23 protein-coding genes are annotated in these 26,329 nt (G+C 63.0%); 8 read left to right on the top strand and 15 right to left on the bottom strand.

Translation table 11 applies throughout. The features are described 5' to 3' along the window. Nucleotides 1-129 precede the first annotated feature (129 nt). Nucleotides 130-534: a Fur family transcriptional regulator gene (locus EB230_RS09360; RefSeq protein WP_056577850.1), complete on the bottom strand. Its 405-nt coding sequence runs from the start codon at nucleotides 532-534 to the stop codon at nucleotides 130-132. Nucleotides 535-778: 244 nt separating this feature from the next. Between EB230_RS09360 and EB230_RS09355 the strand changes: the two genes are divergently transcribed. The 3 genes from EB230_RS09355 to EB230_RS09345 all read left to right on the top strand — a co-directional run bounded on the left by EB230_RS09355 (nucleotide 779) and on the right by EB230_RS09345 (nucleotide 4,186). Continuing rightward, entirely contained in the window at nucleotides 779-2,980 is a 2,202-nt protein-coding gene (locus EB230_RS09355; protein WP_172372141.1) for a caspase family protein, read from the top strand. A gap of 118 nt (nucleotides 2,981-3,098) precedes the next feature. Then, a complete protein-coding gene (locus EB230_RS09350; RefSeq protein WP_056577958.1) occupies nucleotides 3,099-3,479 on the top strand; it encodes a hypothetical protein in 381 nt (126 codons plus the stop codon). Then, the gene (locus EB230_RS09345; protein ID WP_056577854.1) at nucleotides 3,476-4,186 is read left to right on the top strand and encodes a hypothetical protein; all 711 of its coding nucleotides are present in this window, start codon (nucleotides 3,476-3,478) and stop codon (nucleotides 4,184-4,186) included. Before EB230_RS09350 ends, EB230_RS09345 begins: the two co-directional genes overlap by 4 nt. A 289-nt stretch (nucleotides 4,187-4,475) precedes the next feature. Here EB230_RS09345 and EB230_RS09340 read toward each other — a convergent pair whose 3' ends face one another. Beyond that, entirely contained in the window at nucleotides 4,476-5,570 is a 1,095-nt protein-coding gene (locus EB230_RS09340; RefSeq protein ID WP_172372138.1) for a serine protease, read from the bottom strand. A gap of 423 nt (nucleotides 5,571-5,993) precedes the next feature. On the opposite strand from EB230_RS09340, the gene EB230_RS09335 reads away from it, so the two are divergent. Next, a complete protein-coding gene (locus EB230_RS09335; RefSeq protein ID WP_172372136.1) occupies nucleotides 5,994-7,091 on the top strand; it encodes a trypsin-like serine protease in 1,098 nt (365 codons plus the stop codon). Between the two features lie 91 nt (nucleotides 7,092-7,182). On the opposite strand, the gene mgrA is transcribed toward EB230_RS09335, so the two are convergent. From mgrA to EB230_RS09300, 7 genes are all read right to left on the bottom strand, one after another. Continuing rightward, entirely contained in the window at nucleotides 7,183-8,229 is a 1,047-nt protein-coding gene (gene mgrA, locus EB230_RS09330; RefSeq protein ID WP_056577860.1) for an L-glyceraldehyde 3-phosphate reductase, read from the bottom strand. A 136-nt stretch (nucleotides 8,230-8,365) separates the two neighbouring features. After that, nucleotides 8,366-9,508 (bottom strand): Gfo/Idh/MocA family oxidoreductase, encoded by a 1,143-nt coding sequence (locus EB230_RS09325; protein WP_172372133.1) that lies wholly within the window; start codon nucleotides 9,506-9,508, stop codon nucleotides 8,366-8,368. Nucleotides 9,509-9,519: 11 nt separating this feature from the next. Further along, the gene (locus EB230_RS09320) at nucleotides 9,520-10,266 is read right to left on the bottom strand and encodes a sugar phosphate isomerase/epimerase (RefSeq protein WP_172372131.1); all 747 of its coding nucleotides are present in this window, start codon (nucleotides 10,264-10,266) and stop codon (nucleotides 9,520-9,522) included. A 51-nt stretch (nucleotides 10,267-10,317) separates the two neighbouring features. After that, a complete protein-coding gene (locus tag EB230_RS09315; protein ID WP_056577866.1) occupies nucleotides 10,318-11,421 on the bottom strand; it encodes an ABC transporter ATP-binding protein in 1,104 nt (367 codons plus the stop codon). Between the two features lie 2 nt (nucleotides 11,422-11,423). Further along, entirely contained in the window at nucleotides 11,424-12,359 is a 936-nt protein-coding gene (locus EB230_RS09310; RefSeq protein ID WP_056577868.1) for a carbohydrate ABC transporter permease, read from the bottom strand. After that, entirely contained in the window at nucleotides 12,352-13,245 is an 894-nt protein-coding gene (locus EB230_RS09305; protein WP_056577870.1) for a sugar ABC transporter permease, read from the bottom strand. Before EB230_RS09305 ends, EB230_RS09310 begins: the two co-directional genes overlap by 8 nt. Nucleotides 13,246-13,327: 82 nt before the next feature. Further along, complete coding sequence (locus tag EB230_RS09300) at nucleotides 13,328-14,566, bottom strand: ABC transporter substrate-binding protein (RefSeq protein WP_056577872.1); 1,239 nt, start codon at nucleotides 14,564-14,566, stop codon at nucleotides 13,328-13,330. Nucleotides 14,567-14,959: 393 nt separating this feature from the next. Here EB230_RS09300 and EB230_RS09295 point away from each other — a divergent pair, with 393 nt between their 5' ends. After that, nucleotides 14,960-16,003 carry a LacI family transcriptional regulator gene (locus EB230_RS09295; protein ID WP_172372129.1) on the top strand — a complete coding sequence of 348 codons (1,044 nt, stop codon included), beginning with the start codon at nucleotides 14,960-14,962 and terminating at the stop codon, nucleotides 16,001-16,003. Between the two features lie 58 nt (nucleotides 16,004-16,061). On the opposite strand, the gene gndA is transcribed toward EB230_RS09295, so the two are convergent. The 6 genes from gndA to EB230_RS09265 form a co-directional block, all read right to left on the bottom strand. After that, nucleotides 16,062-17,486, bottom strand: a complete 1,425-nt coding sequence (gene gndA / locus EB230_RS09290) for an NADP-dependent phosphogluconate dehydrogenase (protein ID WP_172372127.1) — start codon at nucleotides 17,484-17,486, stop codon at nucleotides 16,062-16,064. A gap of 180 nt (nucleotides 17,487-17,666) precedes the next feature. After that, nucleotides 17,667-19,274, bottom strand: coding sequence for a copper resistance CopC/CopD family protein (locus EB230_RS09285; protein WP_172372124.1), 1,608 nt, complete (start codon nucleotides 19,272-19,274; stop codon nucleotides 17,667-17,669). Nucleotides 19,275-19,347: 73 nt separating this feature from the next. Then, nucleotides 19,348-19,866 (bottom strand): YcnI family protein, encoded by a 519-nt coding sequence (locus tag EB230_RS09280; protein WP_056577881.1) that lies wholly within the window; start codon nucleotides 19,864-19,866, stop codon nucleotides 19,348-19,350. A gap of 39 nt (nucleotides 19,867-19,905) precedes the next feature. Then, nucleotides 19,906-20,442: a copper chaperone PCu(A)C gene (locus EB230_RS09275; protein WP_056577883.1), complete on the bottom strand. Its 537-nt coding sequence runs from the start codon at nucleotides 20,440-20,442 to the stop codon at nucleotides 19,906-19,908. Nucleotides 20,443-20,539: 97 nt separating this feature from the next. After that, nucleotides 20,540-20,896, bottom strand: a complete 357-nt coding sequence (locus EB230_RS09270) for a hypothetical protein (RefSeq protein WP_056577885.1) — start codon at nucleotides 20,894-20,896, stop codon at nucleotides 20,540-20,542. Nucleotides 20,897-21,118: 222 nt separating this feature from the next. Further along, nucleotides 21,119-22,030, bottom strand: a complete 912-nt coding sequence (locus EB230_RS09265) for a GntR family transcriptional regulator (RefSeq protein ID WP_056577886.1) — start codon at nucleotides 22,028-22,030, stop codon at nucleotides 21,119-21,121. 256 nt (nucleotides 22,031-22,286) lie between these two features. On the opposite strand from EB230_RS09265, the gene EB230_RS09260 reads away from it, so the two are divergent. The 3 genes from EB230_RS09260 to EB230_RS09250 all read left to right on the top strand — a co-directional run bounded on the left by EB230_RS09260 (nucleotide 22,287) and on the right by EB230_RS09250 (nucleotide 26,240). Continuing rightward, nucleotides 22,287-23,792 (top strand): altronate dehydratase family protein, encoded by a 1,506-nt coding sequence (locus EB230_RS09260; protein ID WP_056577888.1) that lies wholly within the window; start codon nucleotides 22,287-22,289, stop codon nucleotides 23,790-23,792. Nucleotides 23,793-23,916: 124 nt separating this feature from the next. After that, the gene (locus EB230_RS09255) at nucleotides 23,917-24,915 is read left to right on the top strand and encodes an aldo/keto reductase (RefSeq protein ID WP_056577890.1); all 999 of its coding nucleotides are present in this window, start codon (nucleotides 23,917-23,919) and stop codon (nucleotides 24,913-24,915) included. A 329-nt stretch (nucleotides 24,916-25,244) separates the two neighbouring features. Next, nucleotides 25,245-26,240 (top strand): ABC transporter substrate-binding protein, encoded by a 996-nt coding sequence (locus tag EB230_RS09250; RefSeq protein ID WP_056577892.1) that lies wholly within the window; start codon nucleotides 25,245-25,247, stop codon nucleotides 26,238-26,240. Nucleotides 26,241-26,329 lie beyond the last annotated feature (89 nt).

Raw genomic sequence — 26,329 nt, 5'->3', positions numbered from 1 at the left:
TTATTTCAGCATAGGGTAATTGGCGAAGGCAGAAACGACAGCTGATCTCCCCACTTGCGGGGGAGATGTCCGGCAGGACAGAGGGGCTGCCCCTCCAGCATCGAAGATTTTCTTATCACTGACTAGACTTCAGGCAGCCTCGGCCCGGCACTTCGCACACACGCCACGAAACTCGATCACCGCCTTCTTCGCGGCAAAGCCCGTCGAACTGACCCATTCGTTCAGCCGGTGGTCGACGTCGTGATCCGACATTTCGGTCACCTGCCCGCACGTGTCGCAGATCGCGAAAGCGGTCATCGAATGACTGTGGTCATGCGGCTCGGCGCAGGCAACGAAGGAATTGATGCTTTCCAGCCGGTGCACAAAGCCGGACTTCACCAGCGTGTCGAGCGCGCGATAGACCTGCAGCGGCGCGCGGAAGCCGCGCTCACGCAACTGGTCGAGCAAGGTATAGGCGCTGAGCGGCCCGCTGGCGGTCTCGAGCTTCTCGAGCACGCACAACTGGTTTTTCGTCAGCACATCCCTCGCGGCCATGGTCCTGTTCCAACTTGTTCTGCGCCATCCCCAGGCTGTTTGCCGGTGCAAACGGCCCGATCCCATTCAAATAGCGACGAACCGTCGTCTTTGCTACTCTTCTGTTGTTGTCCGGGACCAATCGACGGCGTTCCGGCACATTTGATTATGGCAGGCCTGATCAGCGGCAACATTCAAAATACTGACAAAATCCTCGACGAGGGTAATCTCGCTTGGGAAATTCGATCGGGCTTGGGGAAGCAATATGATCAAATTGACACGCCGGACGCTGCTTGTCGGCACGTCCGCGCTGATAGCGGCCGCTACGGTTTCGTTCCGGGCACTTGCGGCATCGCGCACCTATCATGCGCTGCTGGTGGCTTGCACCGAATATCCTGCCTTGCCGCAGAGGAACTGGCTGATCGGGCCGAAGAACGATGCCGGCCTGGTGCACGAGTATCTGCTGAAAAACGTGCCGGACCCGGTGCGGTTCGCGCCGGAGAACGTCACGCTGCTCGCCAAGGATGTACCCGGCGCCAAAGGACTGCCGACCCACGGGGCGATCAAGGCGGCACTCGCCGACCTTGCGGCCAAGGTTCAGCGCGACGACTTCGTCTATCTGCATCTGTCGGGCCACGGCGCCCAGCAGCCTGAAATGGTCAAGGGCGACGAGACCGACGGGCTCGACGAGATTTTCCTGCCGGTCGACATCGAGAAGTGGGTCAACCGCGACGCCGGCGTGCCGAACGCGCTGGTCGACAATGAGATCGGCGACGCGCTCGACGCCATCCGCGACAAGGGCGCGTTTGTCTGGGCCGTGTTCGACTGCTGCCATTCCGGCACCGCGACCCGTGCCGTCGAGGTCGATGACGAGTTGGAGCGCAAGGTCGAATTCGCCGATCTGGTCGGCGGCGACGAGGCCGCAAGGGCGGCGGCCGTCAAGACCTATGAGGACACGGTCGCAAGCGCATCGCGCGGCCTTGACGAGAATGGCACGCGCAAGCCCGCCTTCAACCTGACGCCGACCGGCGCCGAGCCGATCACCAAGGGCAAGCTGGTCGCCTTCTACGCCGCTCAGACGGTGGAGACGACGCCGGAGATGCCGCTGCCCAAGGGTACGGCGGACGCGCCACGCTTTGGCCTTTTCACCTTCACCATCCTGTCGAAGCTCGCCGAAAACCCCAACGTCACCTACCGCCAGCTTGGCCAGGCCGTTCTGCAGCAATATTCCGCCGACAGCCGCACCCGGCCGACGCCGCTGTTCGAGGGCGAACTCGACGCGCGCGTCTTCGGCACCGACAAGACAGAAGCGGTCATGCAGTGGCCCATCGTCGTCAAGGACGGTGAGGCGACGATCGGCGCCGGGCTGCTGCATCGCCTGACGCCCGGCAGCAAGCTTGCCATCCTGCCCTCGGCACTGTCGTCGCTGTCCGACGCGGTCGGCTATCTCGAAGTGCGGTCGGCAAAGAACCTGGAGAGCCAGGTCAAGCCGGTCGAGTTCGAGAACAAGCCTGCGCTGAAGCTCGCCGACATTCCCGCCAACGCCTATGCGCGGGTGGCGGAGATCGCCGTCGACTACAAGCTCACCGTCGCGCGGCCGGCCGCGGCCAAGGAGCTGGAGAAGGAAACCACGCTGGTCAATTCGGTTCTGGACGAACTGGCCGCGGCCAAGGAAACCGGCTTCAATATAGAGCTGGTCGATCCCGGCAAGAGCGCCGAGTTGCGCTTCGCCGTGATGCGCGAGAACGCCATTGCAGGCGCCGCCGGGGACGCCACCGGCAAACCGGCGCTGTGGTTCCTGCCGGCGTCCGGTGACGTGACCTTGAAGGACGGCGGCAAGCCGCCGCTGGTCATCATCCATCGGGACGACCGCCAGAAGCTGGTCGACGCCACGACCAGGAATTTGCGCACCATCTTCCGCGCCACCGGCCTTTCGCGGCTGGCGGCGGCCTCCGACTACAAGCCCGAGGACGTCGACGTCCAGTTCCAGGTCAAACGCCTTGACAAGGATGGCCTGGAGCCGCTGCAGGCGTCGGTGGTGCCGCGCGTCTCGCCCGGCGATGAAGTGCATGTGCTGGCCAAAAACAGCTCGGACCAACTGGTCGACATCAACGTGCTCTATGTCGGCAGCGACTATTCGATCACCCACATCGTCGCCGAGCGCCTCGCGCCGCGGGCCACGCTGGAGGAAGGGCTGCTCGCCTTCACCGACACCAGCTTCGGCATGGAGCGGATGATCGCGGTGCTGACCGAGGCGCCGCCGGAAAGCGAAAAGGAAGATCTGAGCTTCCTGGCACAGGAGGGCGTCACGTCGATAACGCGCGGCCTCGGTCCCGCCAGCTTCTCCGACATGCTCGCCGATATCGGCATGGCGCCGCCGACCCGCTCGGTGATGCGGCTTGCCGACAAGGGCGGCCCGAAGGGCGCGGTGATGATCTTCCCGATGGAGACGGTGCCGCGCGCCTGAGCTCCGCCGCCGGGCCGCACGGCCCTGGTGCCGGCTCTTGCGTGATTGGCGCGATATGAGAACATTCCCAGCCGCAACCCAAGAGCCCAGCGGCAGGATGAAGCAGATAGGATCGATTGTGACGAAGTCTATTTTCTCCTGGCGCGGAACGGTTGCCGGACTTGCCGGCGGCCTGTTGCTGATTGCCAATGCCTCTGCCCAGGACAGCTGTGGCCTCTGCGCCAAGCAGGTGATCATCAATTCGGAACTGGCAACGTGCTTCCTCGACCAGTACGACCAGTTCGCCAAGACCAGCAGTGACGCGGTGGTGGTCGATCTCTCGAGCTGCGCCTCACGTGGCGTGGTCGAAGCCTTGCCGTCGCCCAACAAGGCGCCGGCGGAGCCGGACGTGCAGTTCATTGTTTCGCGCCCGCAGCTCGCATGCCTGAAAAAGCAGCTTGAGGCGCCCGGCATCGTGCTTGATCCCTCCGCCACCATCGAACTGGACAGCTGCAAATGAAGAAGCCGGGGGGCACGACGAAACAGACACAGGCGGCCGCGCCCGCCAAGGCGCCGGAGGCGAAGCAGACGCTGCCGGAGACCACGGAAGGTTTCCCCTGGCCAAGCAGCCATGAGATCAAGAAGGAGAGCAATCCCTTTACCGATCGCGACTGGCGCATGCTCGTCTATGCCTGGTCGGGCATGCTGGTGCGTTTCGCCATCATCTTCACCCTGGCATTCTCGGTCTACCAGTTCCTGGCCAACCAGGAACAGAAGCGCGTCGAACAGACCATGTCGCTGGTCGAGCTCTGGGAAACCAAGGACTACCAGCAGGCGCAGCGGGCCTTGAAAGATCGTCTCTCCGCCCTCAACGCCAAATACGACAATCTGCTCAGCGCCAACCCCTCGCCGACGGAAGAACAGGTTTTCCGGCAACGCATCGGTATCGAGGCGATGACAGCCTCCGGTGGCGACATGCCGCTCGCCGATTTCGGCGAGAATTTCGACCGCATCGTCTATTTCCTCAACCGTCTGTCCTTTTGCGTCGATGGCGACCTGTGCTCGCGCAAGGTGACCGATGCCTATTTTCGTGATTATGCCGTCTCGTTCTGGAGTTATTTTGCCGGCTATATCGACAAGCAGCGCAAGGCGGGTTCGCCTACTTTCGCCACGGCGATCGAGGCTTATGTTCGCAATGGGCAACCGGCGCCTGAAGCCAAACAGTGATGGGAAAAGCCAGGATCAGCGTCCGCCTCATGCGTGCCTGCTGCTGGTTGGCCATGGCTGGAGAGGAACTGCACCCGCTCCGCCCAGGCACCGCCGACAGGGGCGGGATCGGCAAAAACCGTCGAAAGCATCAACGCGCCCAGCATTGATCCCCAGGATGCCTCGCCCCCTTGGCAAGCCACGCGTAATTGGCGAGCCTGCCTCGTGCAAGAGAAGCCCGTGCGGAACGATCGGCACGAGGCGACGGGATTGACCCGCCGCCTCTTTTTCGCAACCGCGCGGGCGCGTGTTATTTATACAGGCTGTTGATCCACTGGACGTTCGCGGCGTTCAGGCGCACGGCGGTATTCGCGTCGGGGCTTTCCGCCACGTTGACGCCGGTGATGATGCGCTGCTTGGAGTTCGTGTCATAGGCATAGACCGAGCTGCCGCTCGACCCCGGGAACGTATCGCAGTCATACTGGAAATATTCCGGAGCGATGTTCTCGGCACGCACTTCGCAGCTTGTCTTCCACATCGTGCCCATCGGCTTGTCGCCGGGGTAGCCGACGAGATTGGCGGTGAAGTCGCCGAGATCGTCATAATTGGCATAGCCAAGCCAGCCAAGGTTGGTGCCGACATCCTGCTTCAGCGTGATGATGCCCAGGTCCCACGGAATCACCGAGCCGTAATAGCCCTGGTAGTTGTCGATGAAGCCCTGCAGCACATAGGCGCTTTCATAGGAGAAGGCACCGAAGGGGGCGTCGTCGGCAGTGCTGCCATTGAGGCCCGGCACGAACAGATATTCCGAGAGCCAGTCCTTGTCCTCATGGCTGTAGAGGCAGTGCGCCGCGGTGAGCACCGTGCGCGGGCCGATCAGCGTTGCCGAGCAGCTGCCATAGCTGCCGGTCTTTGGCGATTTGGCTTCGAGATAGCCGATTGCCGAGAACGGATAGGTCTTGGTGTTCCTGACCTGCTCTCGGTCATCAGGGCCGAAAACCTGTCGGCCGGCTTCGCCTTCTCCGAGCCCGGGATCTTCGGTCTTGCGCTCGACCCCATCCGCTCCATTGGCCGGAGCGTTCAGCTCCTTGATGATGAGATCGCGCAGAGCTTCGCTCGGCTCGATCTTGATCTCCTTGCCATCGGCGGACCGTCCGACGATGCCATAGGATTTGACAGCCGTCGCCTCATCAGCAAGCGGCGCGGCGCGGCTGTCTTCGTCGGTAAGCTTCGGCGTGGTGATCGGTTTTGCCCGACCGGCCTTGAAGTCGCCTGAAGATACATCCCGCATACTTTCGCCACTACCGGCACTGGCGGAGCCAGGATCGGCGGCGAAAACCGGGACCGTCCACATTGCAGTGGAAAGCAATGCGGACGCCATCATGAGGTTTGTCAGTTTTGTCATGGTGAGACTCTCCCAAAAGTCAGCAAGGACTGGATCAAAATACAGAAATATTGTCGAGATCGTGGTGACGCCGGAAACGAGATCGTGGCGACGTCGGAAAAATGAGTTTGCTCGCCAGCATCTCCTGCGAGCGTTCTTCTAGGCTGTCATTTTCAAGGCCCCCGCCAAAAAAATTCTGCGCGGATATACTGCCTAAAATAATCCAAGATTGGCAATGACAAATCGCTTCCACGTAGCCCGTGGGGGGCTATACGATTTTGTGCGGGTTCTGCTCGCGGGCACGGTTAGCAAAAGTGGGATTCGGTTTTGTGACCGATCGCGCGCCGTTTCGATGCGGCGCGCATGCGGATCGTCGAACCGGCAACACCTCCTTGCACAATGCCCTGGGCCGATCCGCATGGGAGAGTTGCTCAGGAGGTTCAGGTGCACATCACAAATCTGTTCGGGCCAATCGCTGCCGCGTCGCTGCTCGGCGTTGCTGCTGCGGTTGCATTCATCAACACCGTCCGGGCGGACGAGAGCGGCGTCAGGCCGGAGGCGGCCGTCTCGCCGATGCAGCGGGTGACCGATGCCAGGGCCAAGGCAGAGTCGGAGAACCCCGACGGCGCCGACCGCGTCTATGGCGGCAACCAGGCCGAAAAGGGCGCCTATCCGTTCCAGGTCGCACTCCTCACCACCGCCAGGCTGGACGAGAACCCGGCCTCGCAGGCCAATGCGCAATTCTGCGGCGGCAGCTTGATCGCGCCGCAATGGGTGCTGACGGCGGCGCACTGCCTCAACGACAAGGGCGAGCCGATCTCGCCGGACTCGGTCACAGTGCTGACCGGCGCCACCGACCTCAGCGAAGGCACGCGCCACAAGGTGGTGGAGGTCATCGTCAACGAGGGTTACAGCGAGCAGACGCTCGACAACGACCTCGGCCTGCTCCGGCTTGCCGAGCCGGCCGACGCGCCGACCATCAAGCTTACGCGCGAGGCGACCCCCGACAACGGCAAGACCACCGTAACCGGCTGGGGCAAGATGCAGGACGGAACGTTCCCGACCACGCTGATGGTCGCCGATCTCGATCTGCAGCCGAACAGTACCTGCAACAGCGGCATCAAGGCCATCTACGCGCATGATCTGAAGGCGGCACTTGGCGATCTGTCCCACCGCATGCGCTATTCCGAAAAAGGCATCGATGCCGCCGCCGATGCGATCGCCGCCGACATGACCGATCCGCTGACCGGCAACATGATCTGCGCCGGTACCACCAGTGGTGTGCGTGATGCCTGCAACGGCGACAGCGGCGGCCCGCTGTTCATGACTGGCGCCGACGGCCCGGTCCAGGTCGGTGTCGTCAGCTGGGGCGAAGGCCCGGCCGACGGCAGCGCGGCCTGCGGCCACAAGGACGCCTATGGCATCTATACCCGGCTGGCCAATTACAGCGGCTGGATCGAGGCGAAGATGAAGACCGCGGCTCCCGCGCCGGCAAAGCCGAAGGCAGGGCTGGGTACGGCCCAGAAACCAGCGACGCCCTGAAGCCCGGCCATGTGCGTCAACGTGAAAACGGCGGGACATGTCCCGCCGTTTTGTTTGCCGGCTTGCCAGGCCAGCCTATCTCCTGGCGAGGCTACTTTCTCGCAGGGCCTTTGCGCTCGGCAGAGGCCGCCCACAGATTGATGTCGGATTCGCGCGCGTAGCTATCGATCTCGGCCAGTTCGGCATCGCTGAAGTCGAGCACCTTCAGCGCGCCGACGCAGTCCTCGACCTGTTCCGGCCGGCTGGCGCCGATCAGTGCCGACGTTACCTTGCCCTTGCGCAACACCCAGGCCAGCGCCATCTGCGCCAGCGTCTGGCCGCGCCTGCCGGCAATGACGTTGAGCGCCTTGATGTTGGTGACGGTCTTGTCATTGATGAAAGCGGTCTTCAGCGATTTGCCCTGCGTGGCGCGGCTGCCCTCGGGGATACCACCGAGATATTTGTCGGTCAGCATGCCCTGGGCCAATGGCGAGAACACGATCGAGCCGACGCCGAGCCCCTCAAGCGTGTCGAGCAACCCGTCTTCCTCGACCCAGCGGTTCAGCATCGAATAGCTCGGCTGGTGAATGACGCAGGGCGTGCCGAGCTGCCTCAATATGTCCGCCGCCTCTCGGGTGCGCTGCGAGTTGTAGGACGAGATGCCGGCATAGAGCGCCTTGCCTGAGCGCACCGCATGGTCGAGCGCCCCCATGGTTTCTTCAAGCGGCGTGTCGGGATCGAAGCGGTGCGAATAGAAGATGTCGACATAGTCGAGCCCCATCCGCTTCAGGCTCTGGTCGAGACTGGCCAGCAAGTATTTGCGCCCGCCCCATTCGCCGTAAGGCCCCGCCCACATTTCATAGCCTGCCTTGGTCGAGATGATCAGCTCGTCGCGGTAGCCGGCGAAATCGGTGCGCAGGATTTCGCCGAAGGCGGTCTCGGCCGAACCGGGCGGTGGTCCGTAATTGTTGGCGAGGTCGAAATGGGTGATGCCGAGATCGAAGGCCTTGCGCACGATCGCCTGCTTGGTCCGGTGCGGCGTGTCATTGCCGAAATTGTGCCACAGACCGAGCGAGATCGCCGGCAGCTTGAGGCCGGAGCGTCCGCAACGGTTGTAGATCATTTTTTCATAGCGATTTTCGGCGGCGACATAGGGCATGGGAAATATCCTCGAATCTGAACAGACCGGCCAGCCTCATCGCAACCGCGGTAAGCTGGCCCGGCGCCCTACCCTTTATTCTTTCCCCAAGAAAACGGGGAGAGGGACCGATCAAAATTATCGATAATCTCGTGACCTACTTCTTCTTCGCCAGCAGTTCCTTGGCTGCCTTGACGCCAAGCGCGGCCGGCCGCTCGCAGGTCGTCTGCATGACGACGAATTTTCCCGTCTCGCCGGAGCGCAGGATGCCGGTCATGACATCGACGGCGTGCAGCGCCAGTTCCATCGAACAGCGGTGCGGCCGCCCCTCGACGATCGCCAGCGCCATGTCGGCGAGGCCTGACGTGCGGTAATTGGCCATCATGCCCTGGCCGTGCATTTCATTCGGGACGCCAAGCGGGTGCTTCCATTTCGGCAGCTTCTTGACCGGCTTGCCCTCTTCGGTGAAGCGTACGTCGCCGCCGAAGAAGTTCGGATCCGGCACGAACACCGTGCCCGCCTCGCCATAGAGCTCCATCGGCGCGTGGCCATGGGCCCAGACATCCCAGCTGGTGTTGAGCGTCACCACGGCGCCGTTCTCGAATTCCAGAACGGCATGAATGGTGGTCGGCGTGTTGACCGGGATTTTTTCGCCCGCGCGCGGTTTCGATGAAATCGTCCGCTCCTTGGCAGGCGTCGTCGCGAAGGCCGCCACCTGCTTCACCGGCCCGATCAGCTGGATCAGATTGGTGATGTAGTACGGCCCGATATCGAGCACCGGTCCGGCGCCCGGCTGGAAGAAGAAATCCGGATTGGGGTGCCAGTGTTCCATGCCGTGGCCCATCACATGGCAGGTGCCGCTGGTGATCTTGCCGAGCTTCCCCTCATCGATCAGCTCACGCACCAGCTGGTGCGCGCCACCGAGGAAAGTGTCGGGCGCCGAGCCGATGCGCAGCCCCTTCTTCTCGGCGCGCGCCTTGAGGTCCTGGCCCTCCTTGAGCGAGAGCACGAACGGCTTTTCCGAATAGACGTGCTTGCCGGCGTCGAGCACCTGTTTCGACACCTCGTAGTGCACCGCCGGGATCGTCAGGTTGACGATGATGTCGATGTCTTCGGCCTTGAGCAGATCCTCGACAGTCTCGGCGCGCAGCTTGAACTCCTTCGCTCGCGCCCTGGCCGCGTCCATGTTGATGTCGGCGCATGCGCGCATCTCGATGCCGCGGAACAGCGGCGCCAGCGTGAAATACGCCTTCGAGATGTTGCCGCAGCCGATAACGCCAATACCCAGTTTCTTTGCCATGGTGATCGGTCCTAGTAATTCTTGACGGTTGCGATCGAACGTCGGGCGAAACGCTCGATGTCGTTTGGATTGTCCTGTTCCATGACAAAGTATTTTGCCGCGCTGCTGGCCCGCAGCAGCTTGATCAGGCCGGCCCAGTCGATGGTGCCATGGCCGACATCCGACCAGCCGTCCTCATCCAGGCCTTCGCCCTGTCTGGCGATGTCCTTCACATGCACGGCGACGATGCGCTTGCCATGCTTTTCGATCCACGGCACTGGATCGGCGCCGCCGCGCACCACCCAGGCGAGATCCATCTCCCAGCCGACACCGGGCGCGGAAGACAGGATGTGATCCTGCGGCACCGAGCCGTCGGCAAGTGCCTTGAACTCGAAATCATGGTTGTGCCAGGCAAAGCCATAACCGGCCTTTGAGGCCGCCTCGCCAACCCTGGCCAGGCGCTCGCCGAAGCCGCGCCAGCCGGCGGCGTCCGACGGCCTGTCCTCCGCAACCAGATAGGGGCAGATCAAAAGCTTGATGCCGAGCGCCTCGGCGATCCTGCGCACGCCGTCGAAATCCTTCTCCAGCGCATCGATGGAGAAATGCCCGGTCGGCATGGAAAGGCCATTCCTGTCGAGTTCGGCGCGGAAGGCCTTGGGATTTTCATAGACGCCGCCGAAGCCTTCGACTTGCGTGTAGCCGAGCTTGCCGAGTGTGGCGAGCACGCCCTCCCAGGGTTGGAAATTGCGGGCGCTGTAAAGTTGAAATGACCAGTTCATCGTCTCTGTCCGTTTGCTTGTGGAGTGTCTTTGGAAGGATGGCTTTGGAAGCTACATGCGGCCGCCGGATGGGGTGTCGAACAGCGAGGCGCGGGCCGGGTCGAAGCCGATCCGGACCGGATCGCCGGTGCGCAGCGTCTTTTCCGCCTCGACGCGGAAGGAAAAATTACGGCCGCCGAGCTTTGTCCACACCAGTGTATCGGAGCCCATCGGCTCGACGATCTCAACCGCCGACTCGGCCGTGAAAGGCATTGCCCTGGCCGCATCTCCAAAGGCTATGTGCTCGGGCCTGATGCCGAACACGCAGGACTTGCCGGCGCTGCCGCCATCCTTGTCGAACTCATATCGGTCGAGCGGTATCGAAACGCCATCGGCGGCGAATACAGGGCTGTCGCCCGCTTCCAGTTGGCCCTCGATGAAATTCATCGCCGGCGACCCCAGGAACCCGGCGACAAACCGGTTGACCGGCCGGTTGTAGATGGTTTGCGGCGCGTCCAGTTGCTGGATGACGCCACCCTTCATCACCGCGATGCGATCGGCGAGCGTCATCGCCTCGATCTGGTCGTGGGTGACGTAGATCATGGTGTTCTGCAATTTGCGGTGCAAGAGCTTGATCTCGACGCGCAGTTCCGAGCGCAGCTTGGCATCGAGATTGGACAGCGGCTCGTCGAACAGGAAGACGTCGACATCGCGCACCAGTGCCCTCCCGATCGCAACGCGCTGGCGCTGGCCTCCGGAAAGCGCGGAGGGCTTGCGTTGCAGCAGCGGCTCGATCTGCAGGATCTCCGCGGCACGCGCGATACGCCTGGCGATCTCGTCCCTGGGCACGCCTGCGACACGCAGGCCGAAGGACAGGTTCTTCTCCACCGTCATTTGCGGATAGAGCGCGTAGGACTGGAACACCATGCCGATGCCGCGATCCTTGGGCTCTTCCCAGGTGACGTTCTTGCCCTTGATGAAGACGCGGCCCTTCGAAATGTCGAGCAGCCCGGCAATGCAGTTGAGCAAGGTCGACTTGCCGCAGCCGGAGGGGCCCAAGAGCACGATGAACTCGCCCTCGGCGATATCGAGATTGAGGGTCTGCAGAACCGACACCGCGCCATAGTTCAGCGACAGGTCCTGGATCGACACGCTGGGGTTTGCGATTTCGGCCATCCTTATCCTTTCACCGCGCCAGCAGCGATGCCACGCACGAAAAGCCTGCCGGAAATGAAGTAGATGACGAGCGGGACCAGCCCGGTCAGGATGGTGGCCGCCATGTTGACGTTGTATTCCTTCACGCCCTGCACCGAATTGACGATGTTGTTGAGCTGCACCGTCATCGGATAGGTGTCGGGGCGCGTGTAGACGACACCGAACAGGAAGTCGTTCCAGATGCCTGTCACCTGCAGGATGACGGCGACGACGAAGATCGGCAGCGACATCGGCAGCATGATCCGCAGATAGATGCCCCAGAAGCCGGCGCCGTCGACACGCGCCGCCCGGAACAGCTCCTCCGGCATGGAGGTGAAATAGTTGCGGAACAGAAGTGTCAGTATCGGCATGCCGAAAATCGAGTGGACGACCACCAGTCCGCTCAGGCTGCCATAGAGCCCGATCTCGCGCAGGATGATGACGATCGGATAGATCATCACCTGGTAGGGGATGAAGGCGCCGACGATCAGGATGATGAAGAAAGTGTCGGCGCCCTTGAAGCGCCAGTTTGCCAGGGCATAGCCGTTTACGGACGCAATCGCGATCGACAGGATCACCGAGGGGACGGTGATGCGGACGGAGTTCCAGAAGCCGCGCGAAAGCCCGTCGCAATTGAGGCCGGTGCAAGCCGTCGACCACGCCTTGACCCACGGCTCGAAAGTGATCTCGAGCGGCGGCGAAAAGATGTTGCCGAGGCGGATTTCCGGCATGCCCTTGAGCGAGGTGACGATCATCACATAGAGCGGCAAGAGGTAGTAGAGCGCCACGACGATGAGCGTGCCATAGAGAAAGATGTTGCGGCGAGAGAACATGTGGCGCGGCTTCGACCCGCTCGGCCCCGAGGCATCGGCGCGAATGGCGCCGGACGGCGCGGACAGGGAGACGGCATGGTCAGACACGCTTCCTGCCTCCGAATTCGAGATAGGCCCACGGGACGATGACGATCATCACCGAGAGCAGCATCATGGTCGAGGCGGCAAAGCCCTGGCCGAGATTCTGGGCGAAGAACATGTAGTCGTAGACATATTTTGCCGGCACTTCGGAGGCGATGCCCGGCCCGCCACTGGTCTGGGCGACGACGAGGTCATAGACCTTGACGATGCCCGACGCGATGATGACCAGCGTGGTGATGAAGACCGGCCGCATCATCGGGATGATGATGAACAGATAGGTCTTCCACATCGGTATCCCGTCCACCCGGGCGGCCTTCCAGATATCCTCGTCTATGCCGCGTAGGCCGGCCAGCATCAGGCACATGATGAGCCCGGTGCCTTGCCAGAGCGCCGCGATCGATATGCCGTAGATGACGATGCTGGAATCGTAGAGCGGATCGAAATTGAAGCTCGTCCAGCCAAGCCTTCGTATCACGCCCTGGATTCCGAAATCCGGATTGAGCAGCCATTGCCAGACAAGGCCGGTCACGATGAAGGACAGCGCGAAGGGATAGAGGAAGATGGTGCGAAACGTGTCCTCGAAGCGGATCTTCTGGTCGAGCAGCGCCGCCAGGATGAAGCCGATCACCAGCGAGAACACCAGCGAGATCACGCCGTAGATCAGAAGGTTCTCGATCGAAATCAGCCAGCGTGGCGTCGCCCACAATCGGTAATACTGGTCGAGGCCGACGAAATTCAGCCGCGGCAGCAGCTTCGAATTGGTGAAGGAATAGAGCACCGTCCACGCCGTGCCGCCGACGAACACCACCAGCGCGGTGAGGATCATCGGGATCGAAGCGATCTTCGCATTGAGATTGCGAAAAAGCTGGTTCGGGCGTTCGCTCTTGCTCATCTCGCCAGCCGCGTTGAAAAGGGAAAGGTGGTCACTCCCGGTCCTGCGCTTGCAAGACCGGGAGTCGGGAGGACCCGGGCGGTCAGTCAGCCGAGGCGATGATGGCGGCGAAGCGCTTCTGCGCCTCTTCCACGGTCATCTCCGGCTTGGCGAAGAACTCGGAGAACAGGTCCTCCTTCTGCTTCTGGCTGTCCTGCGAAAGCAGCTGGTCGGTCCAGGGGATGACCGCGCCCTTGGCCAGGATGGCGAGGCCTTTCTTCATGCAATCGTTGGCCGCGTTGAGGTCGACGTCGCCACGCACCGGCAGCGAGCCTTTCTTGAGGTTGAAGGCGACCTGGGTCTTGGGATCGAGCAAGGTCTCGGCCAGCACTTCCTGCGCCTTGGCCTTGTCGCCATCCTTGAGCAACGGGAAGTAGAAGGCATCGCCACCCGTGGCGATGACCTCGTTCAGGCCAAGGCCGGGAAGGCAGGTATAGTCCTTGCCGGCGGTCTTGCCGGCGACCTGGAACTCGCCTTGCGCCCAATCGCCCATGATCTGGCCGCCGGCCTTGCCGGTGATGACCATGTTGGTGGCCTGGTTCCAGTCCTGCACATTGGTGTTCTTGGCCATCTTGCGCGCATCGTCGGCCGCTTTGAACACCTTGGCGACTTCCGGACCGGCCGCGAACTTGGCGTCCTTGTCCTTGTAGACCTTGAGGAAGGTGTCGGTGCCGCCGACCGCGGCAAGCAGCACGTCGAAGGCGCCGGACGACTGCCAGGCCTGCCCGCCCACCGCCAGCGGGACAATGCCTGCCTTCTCCAGTGCCGGCGCGGCCGCCACATACTCATTCCAGTCCTTCGGCACCGGCACGCCCGCCTTCTCGAACGCGGCGTTCGACAGCCACAGCCACTGCCAGGAATGGATGTTGACCGGCACGCAGTAGATCTTGCCGTCGATGGTGCAGCTGTCGAGCAGGCTCTTCGGCCGCACGACCTCGGTCCATTTGCCCTTGGTGGCGACATCGGTCAGGTCGCGCATCAGGCCGGCCTGCACCAGTTCCTCCGCTTGCCGTCCGTGATTGAACTGGGTGGCGCCCATCGGGTCGCCGCCCGTGATGCGGCTGATCATGATCGGCCGCGCGGTGCCGCCGGACCCGGCAATCGCGCCGTCGACCCAGTGATTGCCGGTGGCATCGAAAGCCTTGGCGAGTTCGGCGACCGCCGCCGCCTCGCCACCGGAAGTCCACCAATGAGTGACTTCCAGGTCCGTCGCCGCTGCCGGGCCGGCGAACTGCAGCGCGGCCGTTGCCGCCAGCGCGGCGGTCAGAAATTTGTATCGCATTTCGGTTCCTCCCAGAATCTGAAACGTTACAGATTTTCGATACGGCAATTGCGCGGATGGCGCAACCCCAGGCGTGAAGCCGTCGGATATTTTTTCGAGTCGCGAATAAAATACCTCGATCGGCTGCTTCATTGTGCGTCGCAATATGAGCAATCGCAGAGCAAAACAGGCCGTGGCTCATGAAAATCGCCGGAAACATGCCGAAATGGCGTTTGACCTTGGATTCTCAAGGGAATTTCACGGGCGTCCAAATTCGTCATCGGCGCAACGCGATTGGCAATCTGTAACGTTTCAGTATATTGACGCACTGCCGGGCTTGAAATCGTGCTTCGCGGCAATCGCGAAGATTGCCGGGCCGCCCGGCGACTGCTATGCGCCTGACGGGCGGGACGAATGGACAGACAGCGTACGGACAAGAACGAGGAAGCGTCGGCGCAGGAACGGCCGACGTTGAAGACGCTCGCCTTCATGACCGGGCTCGGCGTCACCACTGTGTCTCGTGCGCTGAAGGACGCGCCGGAGATCGGCGCCGAGACCAGGCGGCGTGTCCAGCTCGTCGCCAAGCAGATCGGCTACCGCCCGAACCGCGCCGGCGTCAGGCTCAGGACCGGCAAGACCAATGTGATCAGTCTTGTGCTGAACACCGAGCACGAGCTCATGAGCTTCGTCTCGGATATCATCTATGGCGTGACCGAGGTCATCGCCGACACGCCCTACCATCTGATCGTCACGCCATATTCGCGTTCGCAGGATCCGCTGGATCCGGTGCGCTATCTGGTCGAGACCGGCTCGGCCGACGGCGTCATCATCTCCCGCACGCAGCCGAACGATCCCCGGGCCCGCTACATGCTGGAGCGCGGCATTCCCTTTGCCACGCATGGCCGCACCGACATGGGGCTGGTGCATCCCTATCATGACTTCGACAACTACGCCTTTGCGAACGAGGCTGTGCGCTATCTCGCCGGCAAGGGCCGCAGCCGCCTTGCCCTTGTCACGCCGCCCGTTGGCCTCACCTATTACGGCCATACGGTGAACGGCTTCGTCGATGCTCTGAGTGAAGTCGGCGCCAGCGAGGTGCCGTTCAACACCGTTTCCATCGATCAATCGATCGAGCAGATCAGGATGAGGACCGCGCAGTTGATGCGGCGCAAGGACCGGCCGGACGGTTTTGTCAGCAGCGCCGCCGCCGCCACGCTCGCCATCGTGGCCGGCATCGAGGATTCCGGTCTCAAGCTCGGCCGCGACGTCGACGTGGTGTCGAAACAATCCTCGGAGCTGCTGCATTTGTTCCGGCGCGAACTGCTCGTCGTCAACGAGAGCTTCCGGCTGGCCGGCTCCGAGCTTGCCCGTGCCGTGCTCGGCTGGATCGGCGGCGCCGCACCCGGCTCATTGCAGACGCTGAGCAAGCCAAGCGAGGTTCTGCCCTATCGCGGCTGACTTGGCCCGACCTGAGCATCCGGCCAGGCCAAACCGCAATGTCCGGGCCGGCCCTGCTTCAGCCAGCCGCGCCGCTGCCCCAGGGACCGTGGAAGGCACCTTGCTCGCCGATGCGTTCGAAGCCGTGCGCGCCGAAGAAATCGCGCTGCGCCTGGATCAGGTTCGAGGTGCCGCGGCCCTGGCGATAGCTGTCGAAATAGGCAAGCGCGGAAGACAGTGCCGGCACCGGCGCGCCGGCTTCGGAAGCCCTTGCCACGATACGCCGCAGCGACGGATGCGCTTCCTGCATCAAGCCGATGAAAGCCGGCGCCATCAAAAGGTTGGTCGAAGCGCCGCTGCTGAAGGCCTCCGCCATCGTATCCAGCATCTGCGAACGGATGATGCAGCCGGCGCGCCAGATCTTGGCGATGGTCGGCATCGGCAGGTTCCAGTTGAACTCCTTAGAGGCGCCGCTCATCACGGCAAAACCCTGCGCGTAGGCGGCGATCTTGCCGGCGAACAGCGCCAGTTCGAGGTCTTTCAGCAGCGCGTCCTTGTCTCCGGAAATCTTCGACACGCCGATAGCGCCATAGGCTTTTTCCGCCGCCAGCCGCTCATCCTTGATCGACGACAGAACGCGCGCCGCCACCGCGGCCTCGATCGCGGTTGCCGGAATGCCGAGCTGCTGTGCCTCGATGACGGACCATTTGCCGGTGCCCTTCTGGCCTGCGCGGTCGAGGATGATGTCGACCACGGGCTTGCCGGTCTTGGGATCGTCGGCCGCCAGCACCTTGGCGGTGATCTCGATCAGGTAGGAGTTGAGCCGGCCCTTGTTCCAGTTTTCAAAGACCGTGCCGATCTCCTTCGGCCCCATGCCCAGGCCGTCGCGCAGAATGCCGTAGATCTCGGCGATCATCTGCATGTCGGCATATTCGATGCCGTTGTGGATGGTCTTGACGAAATGCCCGGCACCGTCGGTGCCGAGCCAGGAGGCACAGGGCTCGTCCTTGAACTTGGCGGAGATGGCGGTCAGCACCTTCTCGACACGCTTCCAACTATCTTCCGTGCCGCCGACCATGATCGACGGGCCATGGCGCGCGCCCTCCTCGCCGCCGGACACGCCCATGCCGATGAAGGTCAGACCCGAGCCGGACAGCTCGGAGAAGCGCCGCATCGTATCGCGGAAATTGGCATTGCCGGCATCGATGACGATGTCGTTGTTGGACAGCACGCCGCGCAAGGCTTCGATCTGTTCGTCGGCCGGCTTGCCGGCCAGCACCATGATGATGATCGGACGCGGCGGCCGGATCGCCGCGGCTAGTTCCTCCAGGCTGTAGCAGGGGACAACCATGTCCTTGAGCGCGCCGGCATTCTCGACGAAAGCGTCGGTGCGCGCCCGGGTGCGGTTGAAGACGGCGATGCGGTGCCCGTGCTCGGCGATGTTCAGCGCCAGGTTGGAGCCCATCGTGCCAAGGCCGATCAGACCGATTTCGGCTTGTTCCATCGTTTCTTCCCTGCTTTCGGATCTTGTTGGTTGGAGCCCGCGATTGGGTGGGATGTCCACTCTTTCCGAGATGCCCATTCTTCCCAAGATGATTGACGGGCCTTTCGGGCCGCGTCAACCGCCTCGCCTATTTGTGCTGCCTGCAAGACCGGGCCGCGTCGCAAGCGGCCATATAGACCGTCATGGCCTGATGTCCACCGGCGCTTCGATCTTCACGATCTCGAAGTCCGAGACCAGTATGTCGAGGCGCACCGTCCAGCGGCCGGGAATCGGGATGACGAGGTTGTCCACGCGCCAGCTGCCGTCGCCGGGTTTGGTCGCCGCGCGCTTCAGCGGTTCGATGCCGGAATCCGGTTTCGACAGCACCAGCGTCACCCCCTTGGCGTCAAGCGGCCCGAAATCGCCGGTCATGATGACCATCGAGGCGGCGACCGGACCGGCATGGCCCGGCGTGATGCTGAGATCGGCCATCGCCTGCAGCGTGTGGATGTGAATCGAGACCGGCTGCGCTGCCGCAATCGCCAGCGCGCGCGGTGGTGGCGTGAAGCGCCAGCCGGCAGCAACCCCGAAGATTGCCAGCACGATCAGCATTTCGGCGCCGATCGAGCGGGTGAGCCTGCGTTGCACCTCCGTTGATCCCGCCTCGGCCGAGGCGGTGAGCCTCCAGCGATTGATGGCGGCCAGCGTGAACAGGAAGATCAGCAGCACGAGCTTGACCAGCAGCAGCCGGCCATAGGCGGTGCCGATCAGCGCCGAGGGCGTCTGCACCTGGATGACGGCCAATACGATCCCGGCTACGGCGAGCATGGCCACGACAGGCAGGATCGCCCGGGAGAAGCGACGCAGGAAACCGACAGCGTCGGTCGTCCGATGCTTCAGCGCGAGACCGAGCGGCACCAGGGCGCCGGCCCAGAAGGCGATGCCGGCGCCATGCACAAACACCATGGGCCGCGTCAGCCATTGCGGCTCGGCCGCGCTGGCGTGGCCGCTGGCGGCGAGGGCGACGCCGACGCCGGCAAGGCCGGCAAGGGCAAACGGCTTGGCGGCCACACGCGGTCCGGCCAGCGACAGCAGACCGAGACCCAGCGCGATCAGGGCGACCAGCACGGTCCAGCCAAAGCTAGTGCCCAGCCCGTTTCGCCAGATCACCGGCTGCGCCAGATGGCTGAGCGGCGCTCCCAGCGCATCGAGCCCCTGAAAGCCGAGCGACAAGGGTGCCGCTACCAGCCCCCACAGGATCGCGGCCATGACAAATCGCTGACCGGCGCGGCCATCCCCGGCCAGCCAGGCAAGGGCAAAAGCGCCGCCGACACCGAGGAAAAGGCCCGCATAGAGGAGGACCTTGCCGATCCAGATCGCCGATCGCTGCGGCCAGTCGACCGCTTCGGACACGACGGGCGGCTCGCTTGGCGCGCCGACGGAAAACAAGAGCGAGCCGCCGACCGGATGGCCGTCGGCGGAAATGACACGCCAGCTCAGCACATGCGTGCCGGATTTGAGGGCCTGCGGATTGTCGACCTCGACCGTCTGGTCGCTGAGGCGGAAGGACGTCAGCGCAACCGGCGTGCCGTCGGGCTTCACCAGCGTCAGCACCAGGGGCGAAACCGGTTCGCTGAAGGTCAGCGAGAACTGCGCCGGAGCCTGCGCCAGCACCGCACCGTCTGCCGGGTCGGTCTTGATCAGCGCCGCATGGGCAAAGGCCTGACTTGTCGAAGCAATGACAATGAACGCCACGGCCAGCAGCCCGCAGGCAATCCAGCCTACGAGCCTGCTGGTGGTATCGGCCATCCGAAACGGTATTGCGGTCATGCCATGCCATGGGATGCGGTGCGCTCCGGCAAGCAGAGCGCACCAGGGAAAGTTATTTCTTCGGCGTCAGCTTTATGCCGGGCGCCGGATTCTCCAGTGCGTCCTCATCCTGCCCGGCTGCCGGAATCTCGATCCAGCGGTCGGTGGCGCCGTCGCATTCCTGCACCACGGGGAAATAGAGCTTCTGGCCAACAGGCAGATCCGCCGTCAGCGTCGCGCGGAAGACGAACTCGTCGTAGAATTCATCCGGCAGATTGCCGCCGCTCCAGTCGACTTCCTTGACGCCGTCGCTCACCGCCTGGCCATAGAGCTGGTAGGATTTTTCATATTTGCCTTTCTTGGTCTGCAGCGTCCAGCCCGGCTTCGGCATAGGCTTCACCGCGATCACTCCTTCGGGAATCTGCACGCGCACGGCGGTCGTCGCCTTGCCGTCGCAGCCATGCGGCACGCGCAGCACTGCCTTGTAGGTCGAGCCGACTGGCGCCTCCTGGGTTTCGAGCGTGATATGCGCGAAGGCGGCATTCGTCCCCAGCGCGACAAGCGCGCCAGCCGCCAAAAGATACTTGTTCATGATGGTCCCTCTGATTTCAAAATTCTAGAATTGGCCCGGTCAATTGGCGTGGTCGTCCATGCCGCCGCCCATGCCTTCCACTGCGAACTCGATATTGACCGTGCCGGCCTTCTCAAAGGTCAGCGTGGCGGCGAATTTCTCGCCTTGCTTGGGTTGCCGCTTCAGGCCGATGAACATCAGGTGATAGCCGCCTGGCGCCAGGGCCACCTTACCGCCGGCGGGGACGTCCAGGCCGCCGGTAACCGGCCGCATGGTCATGACACCGTCCTTGACGCCCATCTCATGCAGTTCGGCCTTGTCCGAAATGTCGGAGGAAATCGACACGAGGCGGTCCGGCGCGCTGCCTTTGTTGATGATGGTGAAATAGCCGCCGGCAACCTTGGCGCCTGCCGGCGTGGCGCGCGACCAGGGATGCTCGATCTCGAGATCGCCGACCTTGAACTCATGCGCCAGGACGGACTGGGCGCCGGCGAACATGATCGCAAAAGCCAGCGCGACACGGCCGAGATGCTCCCGGAAACGGGACAGAGTGCGGCCGAACAGAGTACCCGCCGCTTTGGGGGAAAAATGGGACATGGTTGCTCCATGAGGGGATGATCGCGCCGTCACCGGTCGCGAGCCGTTTGGTCTTTGGATGGGTGCGCCCGCGAAAGGTTCCGCCGGGCAAAAAGGCTCAGACGGCCAACGGCGGCGCGCGCGGGTTCGACGGCGAGCGTTCGCGCGCCAAGTCGAGATGAATGCTCGCCGGAAAAACGAAGGCGACCGTTTCAAAGGACAGGCCGCCCAGGGCCAGCCCGGCATTGGATGGCGGCGCGAAGGCCGATGAAAACATGCCGCAGCCAAGCGAGCAACAGGCCGGCAGATGGGACGGGTGCTGGTCACCGCCGGGGAGTTGGGTGGCGCCGTCGCGGGTACAGATGACGTTGCCGAAAGCGTCGAGCTGCGCGGCATTCGGGCCGGTGCCGAAGGCGAACGCGCCGAGCGTCGACTGGAGCAGCAGCAGACAGGCCGCAACAAGCGCGGCCGGCATGCTCCAGCGTCTCGCCTTCTTGCTCAAATGACTTGCCTGTTCAAACCATCTGCCTCTTCGAGCAGTCCTCGAAAGGATACCTATCACGCAACCGGCGACCGGAAAATCGCCAATTCGAGGCTGCGGCAACGCGGCGCGACTGATGCATGTCGCCCAAGAGCCCGCGCAGTGGTTTTAGGACAACGACACGCATAAACGGAAATTCGAGCCGTGATGCGGCCTTCAGCGCGGCTCAGGTTTTTGCGGCGAACGGCTTTCGGGAATCGAGGTCAGCAATGTCTGGCGCGCCGACTTCAGGTGCTTGCGGCAGGCGGCGTCGACCTTGCCGAGGTCGCGCGACTTGAGCGCCTCGATATAGGCAAGATGCTCGCCGACCGCGACTTCATTACGCTCGCGCTCCTGCGCCTTGTTCCACTGATAGTGGTAATGGAAGATCATGGCGATGACGTCGTAGAAATCGACGATGAAGCGGTTGCGCGAGGCGCGGTGGATCAGCCGGTGGAAGCGCTCGTCCAGTTCCGAAAACTCGTTGAAGCGCGTGGCGATCTCGCGTGCCAGCTGGCGATGTTCGTCCTCCAGCCTGTCCAGATCGGCCCACACCGAGCTGTCTGGCGGCAGAGCGGCAAAGGCTGCCGCCGAGCGCAATTCGAACATTTCGCGGATCTCGGTCAGTTCGAGCGCGAAGGCCCGCGTAAAGCCCTTCAGCACCCAATGGCTGTTGCGGCGCTTCTCGATCAGGCCGAAGCGCGAAAAACGGATCAGGAACTCGCGCACGCTGGTCGTGCCGACGCCGATCTCGCGCGCCAGTTCGAGCTCGTTGATCTGCATGCCGGCCTCGGCGCCGTCGGCGAGCAGCCTGCGCATGAACGATCGCTCGATGATCTCGGCCAGCGTGTCGGTCTCTTCCTCGGGGAAGAAATCGCCGGGGCCTGGGTCCCGCAGCACCGTCTTGGCGCGCTTGTTCCAGGCGATCAGCCCGGTTTCCTCCATGCGCGCCAGGATACTGCGCACGGTGGTGCGGCTGACCCCGAGCAGCGCGCCCAGTTCCGGCTCCGACGGCAGGCTGCGCGTCTCGTCAAGCAGCCTGAGGCACCTGTTATAGGCGTCCTTGTAGACGTTGTTGCTCTTCGACATCCCCTGACCCATTCATGCCGGCGCTTGCGGCGGCCGGCTTGAAGCGCAATATGACGTTCCCATGACCCTGAAAAGCAGGAATTGCTTTCGCCGGGATCCGATCCATTGTTTGCGGCGCTACCATTTGCCGAGGAGCACCCGGTACCGCCGCGAAAAAACAATTGACGCAAAATTGTTTTTTCACGATAAAAGACATTAACTCTTAACAGGCGCGTGTCAATCCGCGCGCATCCCAGGATCACCCAGGAAACCGCCCGTGAACGTGTCGAACACCATCCTTCTGTCCCCCGCCGACAATGTCGCCGTTGCCAATGGCCGCATCGAGATCGGCACCGTCCTGCCGGGCGGCGCGCTTGCCACCGCCCTCATCGAGCCCGGCCACAAGGTCGCGATCAAGCCGATTGCCGCCGGTGAAGCCGTGGTGAAATATGCCCAGGCAATCGGCCGCGCCACGCAGGACATCGCGCCCGGCGAGCATGTCCATTCGCACAATCTGGTTTTCGAGGCCGGCCGTTTGCCGGTGGTGCCGCCGAGCGAGGCCGAGCACGCGACCGAGGCCGATCGCGCTCGCACTTTCATGGGCTACCGCCGTGCCGACGGCCGCGCCGGCACGCGAAATTTCATCGGCATCATCGCCAGCGTCAATTGTTCGGCCACCGTCTGCCATTCGATCGCCGACACAGCCAACCGGACCTTGCTGCCGAAATATCCCGGCATCGACGGCTTCGTGCCGATCGTCCACGGCCAGGGCTGCGGCATGAGCGGCACCGGCGACGGCATGATGGTGTTGCACCGCACGCTCGCCGGTTATGCCCGCCATCCGAATTTCGGCGGCGTGCTGATGGTCGGCCTCGGCTGCGAGGTCAACCAGCTCACCCTTTACGGCCAGAAGGGCGTCGCCGCCGGCAAGCGCCACTTCAACATCCAGGACGCCGGCGGGTCGCGCAAATCGGTGGAAAAGGCGATGGGCGTGCTGGCCGAGATCGCCGAGGAAGTCGGCCAGTTGAAACGCGAGCCGATCCCGGTCAGCGAGATCGTCGTCGGCCTGCAATGCGGCGGCTCCGATGGCATGTCGGGCATCACGGCCAATCCGGCGCTGGGTGCTGCGGTGGACATACTGGCCGGCGTCGGCGGCATCGGCATCCTCTCCGAGACCACGGAAATCTACGGCGCCGAGCATCTGCTCGCCTATCGCGCGGCGACGCCAGAAATCGCCAAGAAGCTCGATGGCTATGTGAAATGGTGGGAAGATCACGTCGCCAAGCATGGCGCCTCGATCGACAACAACCCTTCGCCCGGCAACAAGCGGGGCGGCCTCACCACCATCCTGGAAAAGTCGCTTGGCGCGGTCGCCAAGGGCGGCCAGACGCCGCTCAACGGCGTGTTCGGCTATGCCGAAAAGGTCACCGGCAACGGACTGGTGTTCATGGACACTCCCGGCTACGACCCGGTCTCGGCCACGGGCCAGGTCGCGGGTGGCGCCAATGTCATCGTCTTCACCACAGGTCGCGGTTCCTGCTTCGGCTGCCGGCCCACCCCTTCGATCAAGGTCGCCACCAATTCCACCATGTATCACCAGATGGAAGAGGACATGGACGTCAATTGCGGCGTCATCGCCTCGGGTGAAAAGACCATCGCCGGCATGGGCCGCGAGATCTTCGAACTCATCGTCGAGACGGCCTCGGGCCGCAAGACCAAGAGCGAGGATTTTGGCTATGGCGACAACGAGTTCGTGCCCTGGCATCTCGGCGCGACGCTCTAACTCTTTGTTTCTGCGCAATTCCGGACGGAAAACCGCTACACACTTTCCCTGGAATTGCTCAGCATTCACCTGACATGTGGTAGACTGCCGGGCGAGACAGCGGCCGGCAACGGGGAGGGTTTGCATGGAAAAACGCCGCATCGGCCAGACGGCGCTCGAGGTCACCGAGGTCAGCTTCGGTGGCGCCGCGATTGGCGGCCTTTACCGCACCTGCTCGCGTGAGGCGGCGATGGAGACGCTGCAAGGCGCCTGGGAGGCCGGCTTGCGCTATTTCGACACCGCGCCCTTCTATGGTTTCGGCCTGTCGGAGCGACGCTTCGGCGATTTCCTGCGCTACAAGCCGCGCGATTCCTACGTGCTGTCCACCAAGGTCGGACGCCTATTCCGTCCGGTGCCTGAGGACCAGGTACCCGATCACTCCTATGTCGATCCGCTGCCGTTCGCACTCGACTACGACTATTCCTATGACGGCATCATGCGGTCGGTCGACTTCAGCTATGCGCGGCTTGGCCTGAACAAGATCGATATCCTGTATGTGCACGACATCGGCGTCTACACGCATGGCGTCGAGAAGACAAAACTGCACTTTCGCCAGCTGATGGACGGCGGGCTCAAGGCGCTCGAGGACCTGAAGCGGGCCGGCACGATTTCCGCCTATGGACTGGGCGTCAACGAAGTCCAGATCTGCCTTGACGTGATGCGCCGGGCGCCGCTCGACTGCATCCTGCTGGCGAGCCGCTATTCCCTGCTCGACCGCAGCGCGGAGGCCGAATTGCTGCCGCTATGCCGGGCGCAGCGGACGTCGCTGGTGATCGGCGGCGTTTTCAACTCCGGCATATTGGCGACCGGACCGGTGCAGGGCGCGCATTTCGATTACCAGCCCGCCAGCCGCGATGTGCTCGGCCGGGTCGATGCCATGGAGAAGATCGCCGGCGAAGGCGGTTATCCGCTGGCGGCCGCCGCCTTCCAGTTTCCCCTGCACGAGCCGACGGTCGCCACCGTGCTGACCGGGACCGCAAAACTTGCGAACCTGACACGCAACCTCGACCTGCTCGACATCGACGTGCCGCAGACGGAATATCAAAAATATCGTCCCTACACGGTGGTGCAGAGCCTGGCGTGACGCCGGCATCCATCAGCTTGATGGGAGGGGCTCCCCTTCACAAATCCGCGACATCTAAGAAAGAATGAATGTTCCATATTGACTAATACATGGAATTAATATTCCATGCGTCTACAGAACGGAACGGGAGCGTTGGCTGCGTCCGGGGAGGAGCGGCATGAGTCTGTGCCTGCCATTGGGAGGTCGGGCGCGAAACACCGCTTGCATCGTCCAGATCGATGCACTATCAAAACAGCGTAAATGTTTTTTATTGATAAAGTTCCGTTTGGGCCGCGCCTATCCGAACGGAACTTCCGTAACGTTCACCGGGCGACTTAGGGAGGAATCCTATGAAATTCGTGACCAGCATTCTCAACCGCCGTGCCGTGATGGCGATGGCAGCAGCCTCGATGCTCGCCGGCGTCATGCATTCGGCGCCGGTTTCGGCGGCGGATGTGACCATTCCGATCATCGTCAAGGACACCACGTCCTTCTATTGGCAGATCGTGCTCGCCGGTGCCCGCAAGGCCGGCAAGGATCTTGGCGTCAACGTGCCGGAACTCGGCGCCCAGGCTGAAACCGACGTCAACGGCCAGATCTCCATCCTCGAGAACGCCGTCGCCGGCAACCCGGCCGCCGTCGTCATCGCGCCGACTGAAGCCAAGGCGCTCGGCAAGCCGATCGACGAGGCAGCAAGCAAGGTCAAGGTCATCGGCATCGACTCCAGCGCCGACTCCAAGGCCTTCACCTCGTTCCTGACCACCGACAACGTCCAGGGCGGCCGCGTCGCCGCGGATGGTCTCGCGGCGGCCATCGGCGCGGCCAATGGCGGCAAGGTCGAAGGCAAGGTTGCGCTGATCACCGCACTGCCTGGCGCCGGCTCGCTCGAGCAGCGCGCCCAGGGTTTCAAGGAACAGCTCAAGGCCAAGTATCCCGGTCTCGAACTGGTCGCCGACAAATATGCCGACGGTCAGGCCACGACCGGCCTCAACATCGCGACCGACCTGATCACCGCCAATCCCGACCTGAAGGGCATCTTCGCCTCCAACCTGATCATGGCGCAGGGCGTCGGCCAGGCGATCGCCGAGAACAAGCTTGCCGGCAAGGTTGGATTGATCGGCTTCGACAGCGACGAGAAGCTGATCAAGTTCCTGAATGACGGTGTCATTTCCGGCCTCGTCGTCCAGGATCCCTACCGGATGGGCTATGACGGCATCAAGACCGCGCTCGCCGCTTCCAAGGGCGAGAAGGTCGAGGCCAATGTCGACACAGGCGCCAACCTGGTCACCAAGGCCAACATGAAGGATCCCAAGATTGACGCGCTGCTCAACCCGAAGCTCAACTAAGCCTAGGCGCAGCCGCACGGTTTCCGGGGCCTCGTGCCCCGGAAACGACAGCCATATCGCTTGGAAATCCGCCAGCCTGGGCTAGGCTG

Source organism: Mesorhizobium sp. NZP2234 (assembly GCF_013170765.1).
In the GTDB taxonomy this organism is placed as follows: Bacteria; Pseudomonadota; Alphaproteobacteria; order Rhizobiales; family Rhizobiaceae; genus Mesorhizobium; species Mesorhizobium loti_D.
The sequence above is the reverse complement of the archived record's forward strand: the minus strand, read 5'-3'. Positions and strand labels throughout refer to the sequence as shown.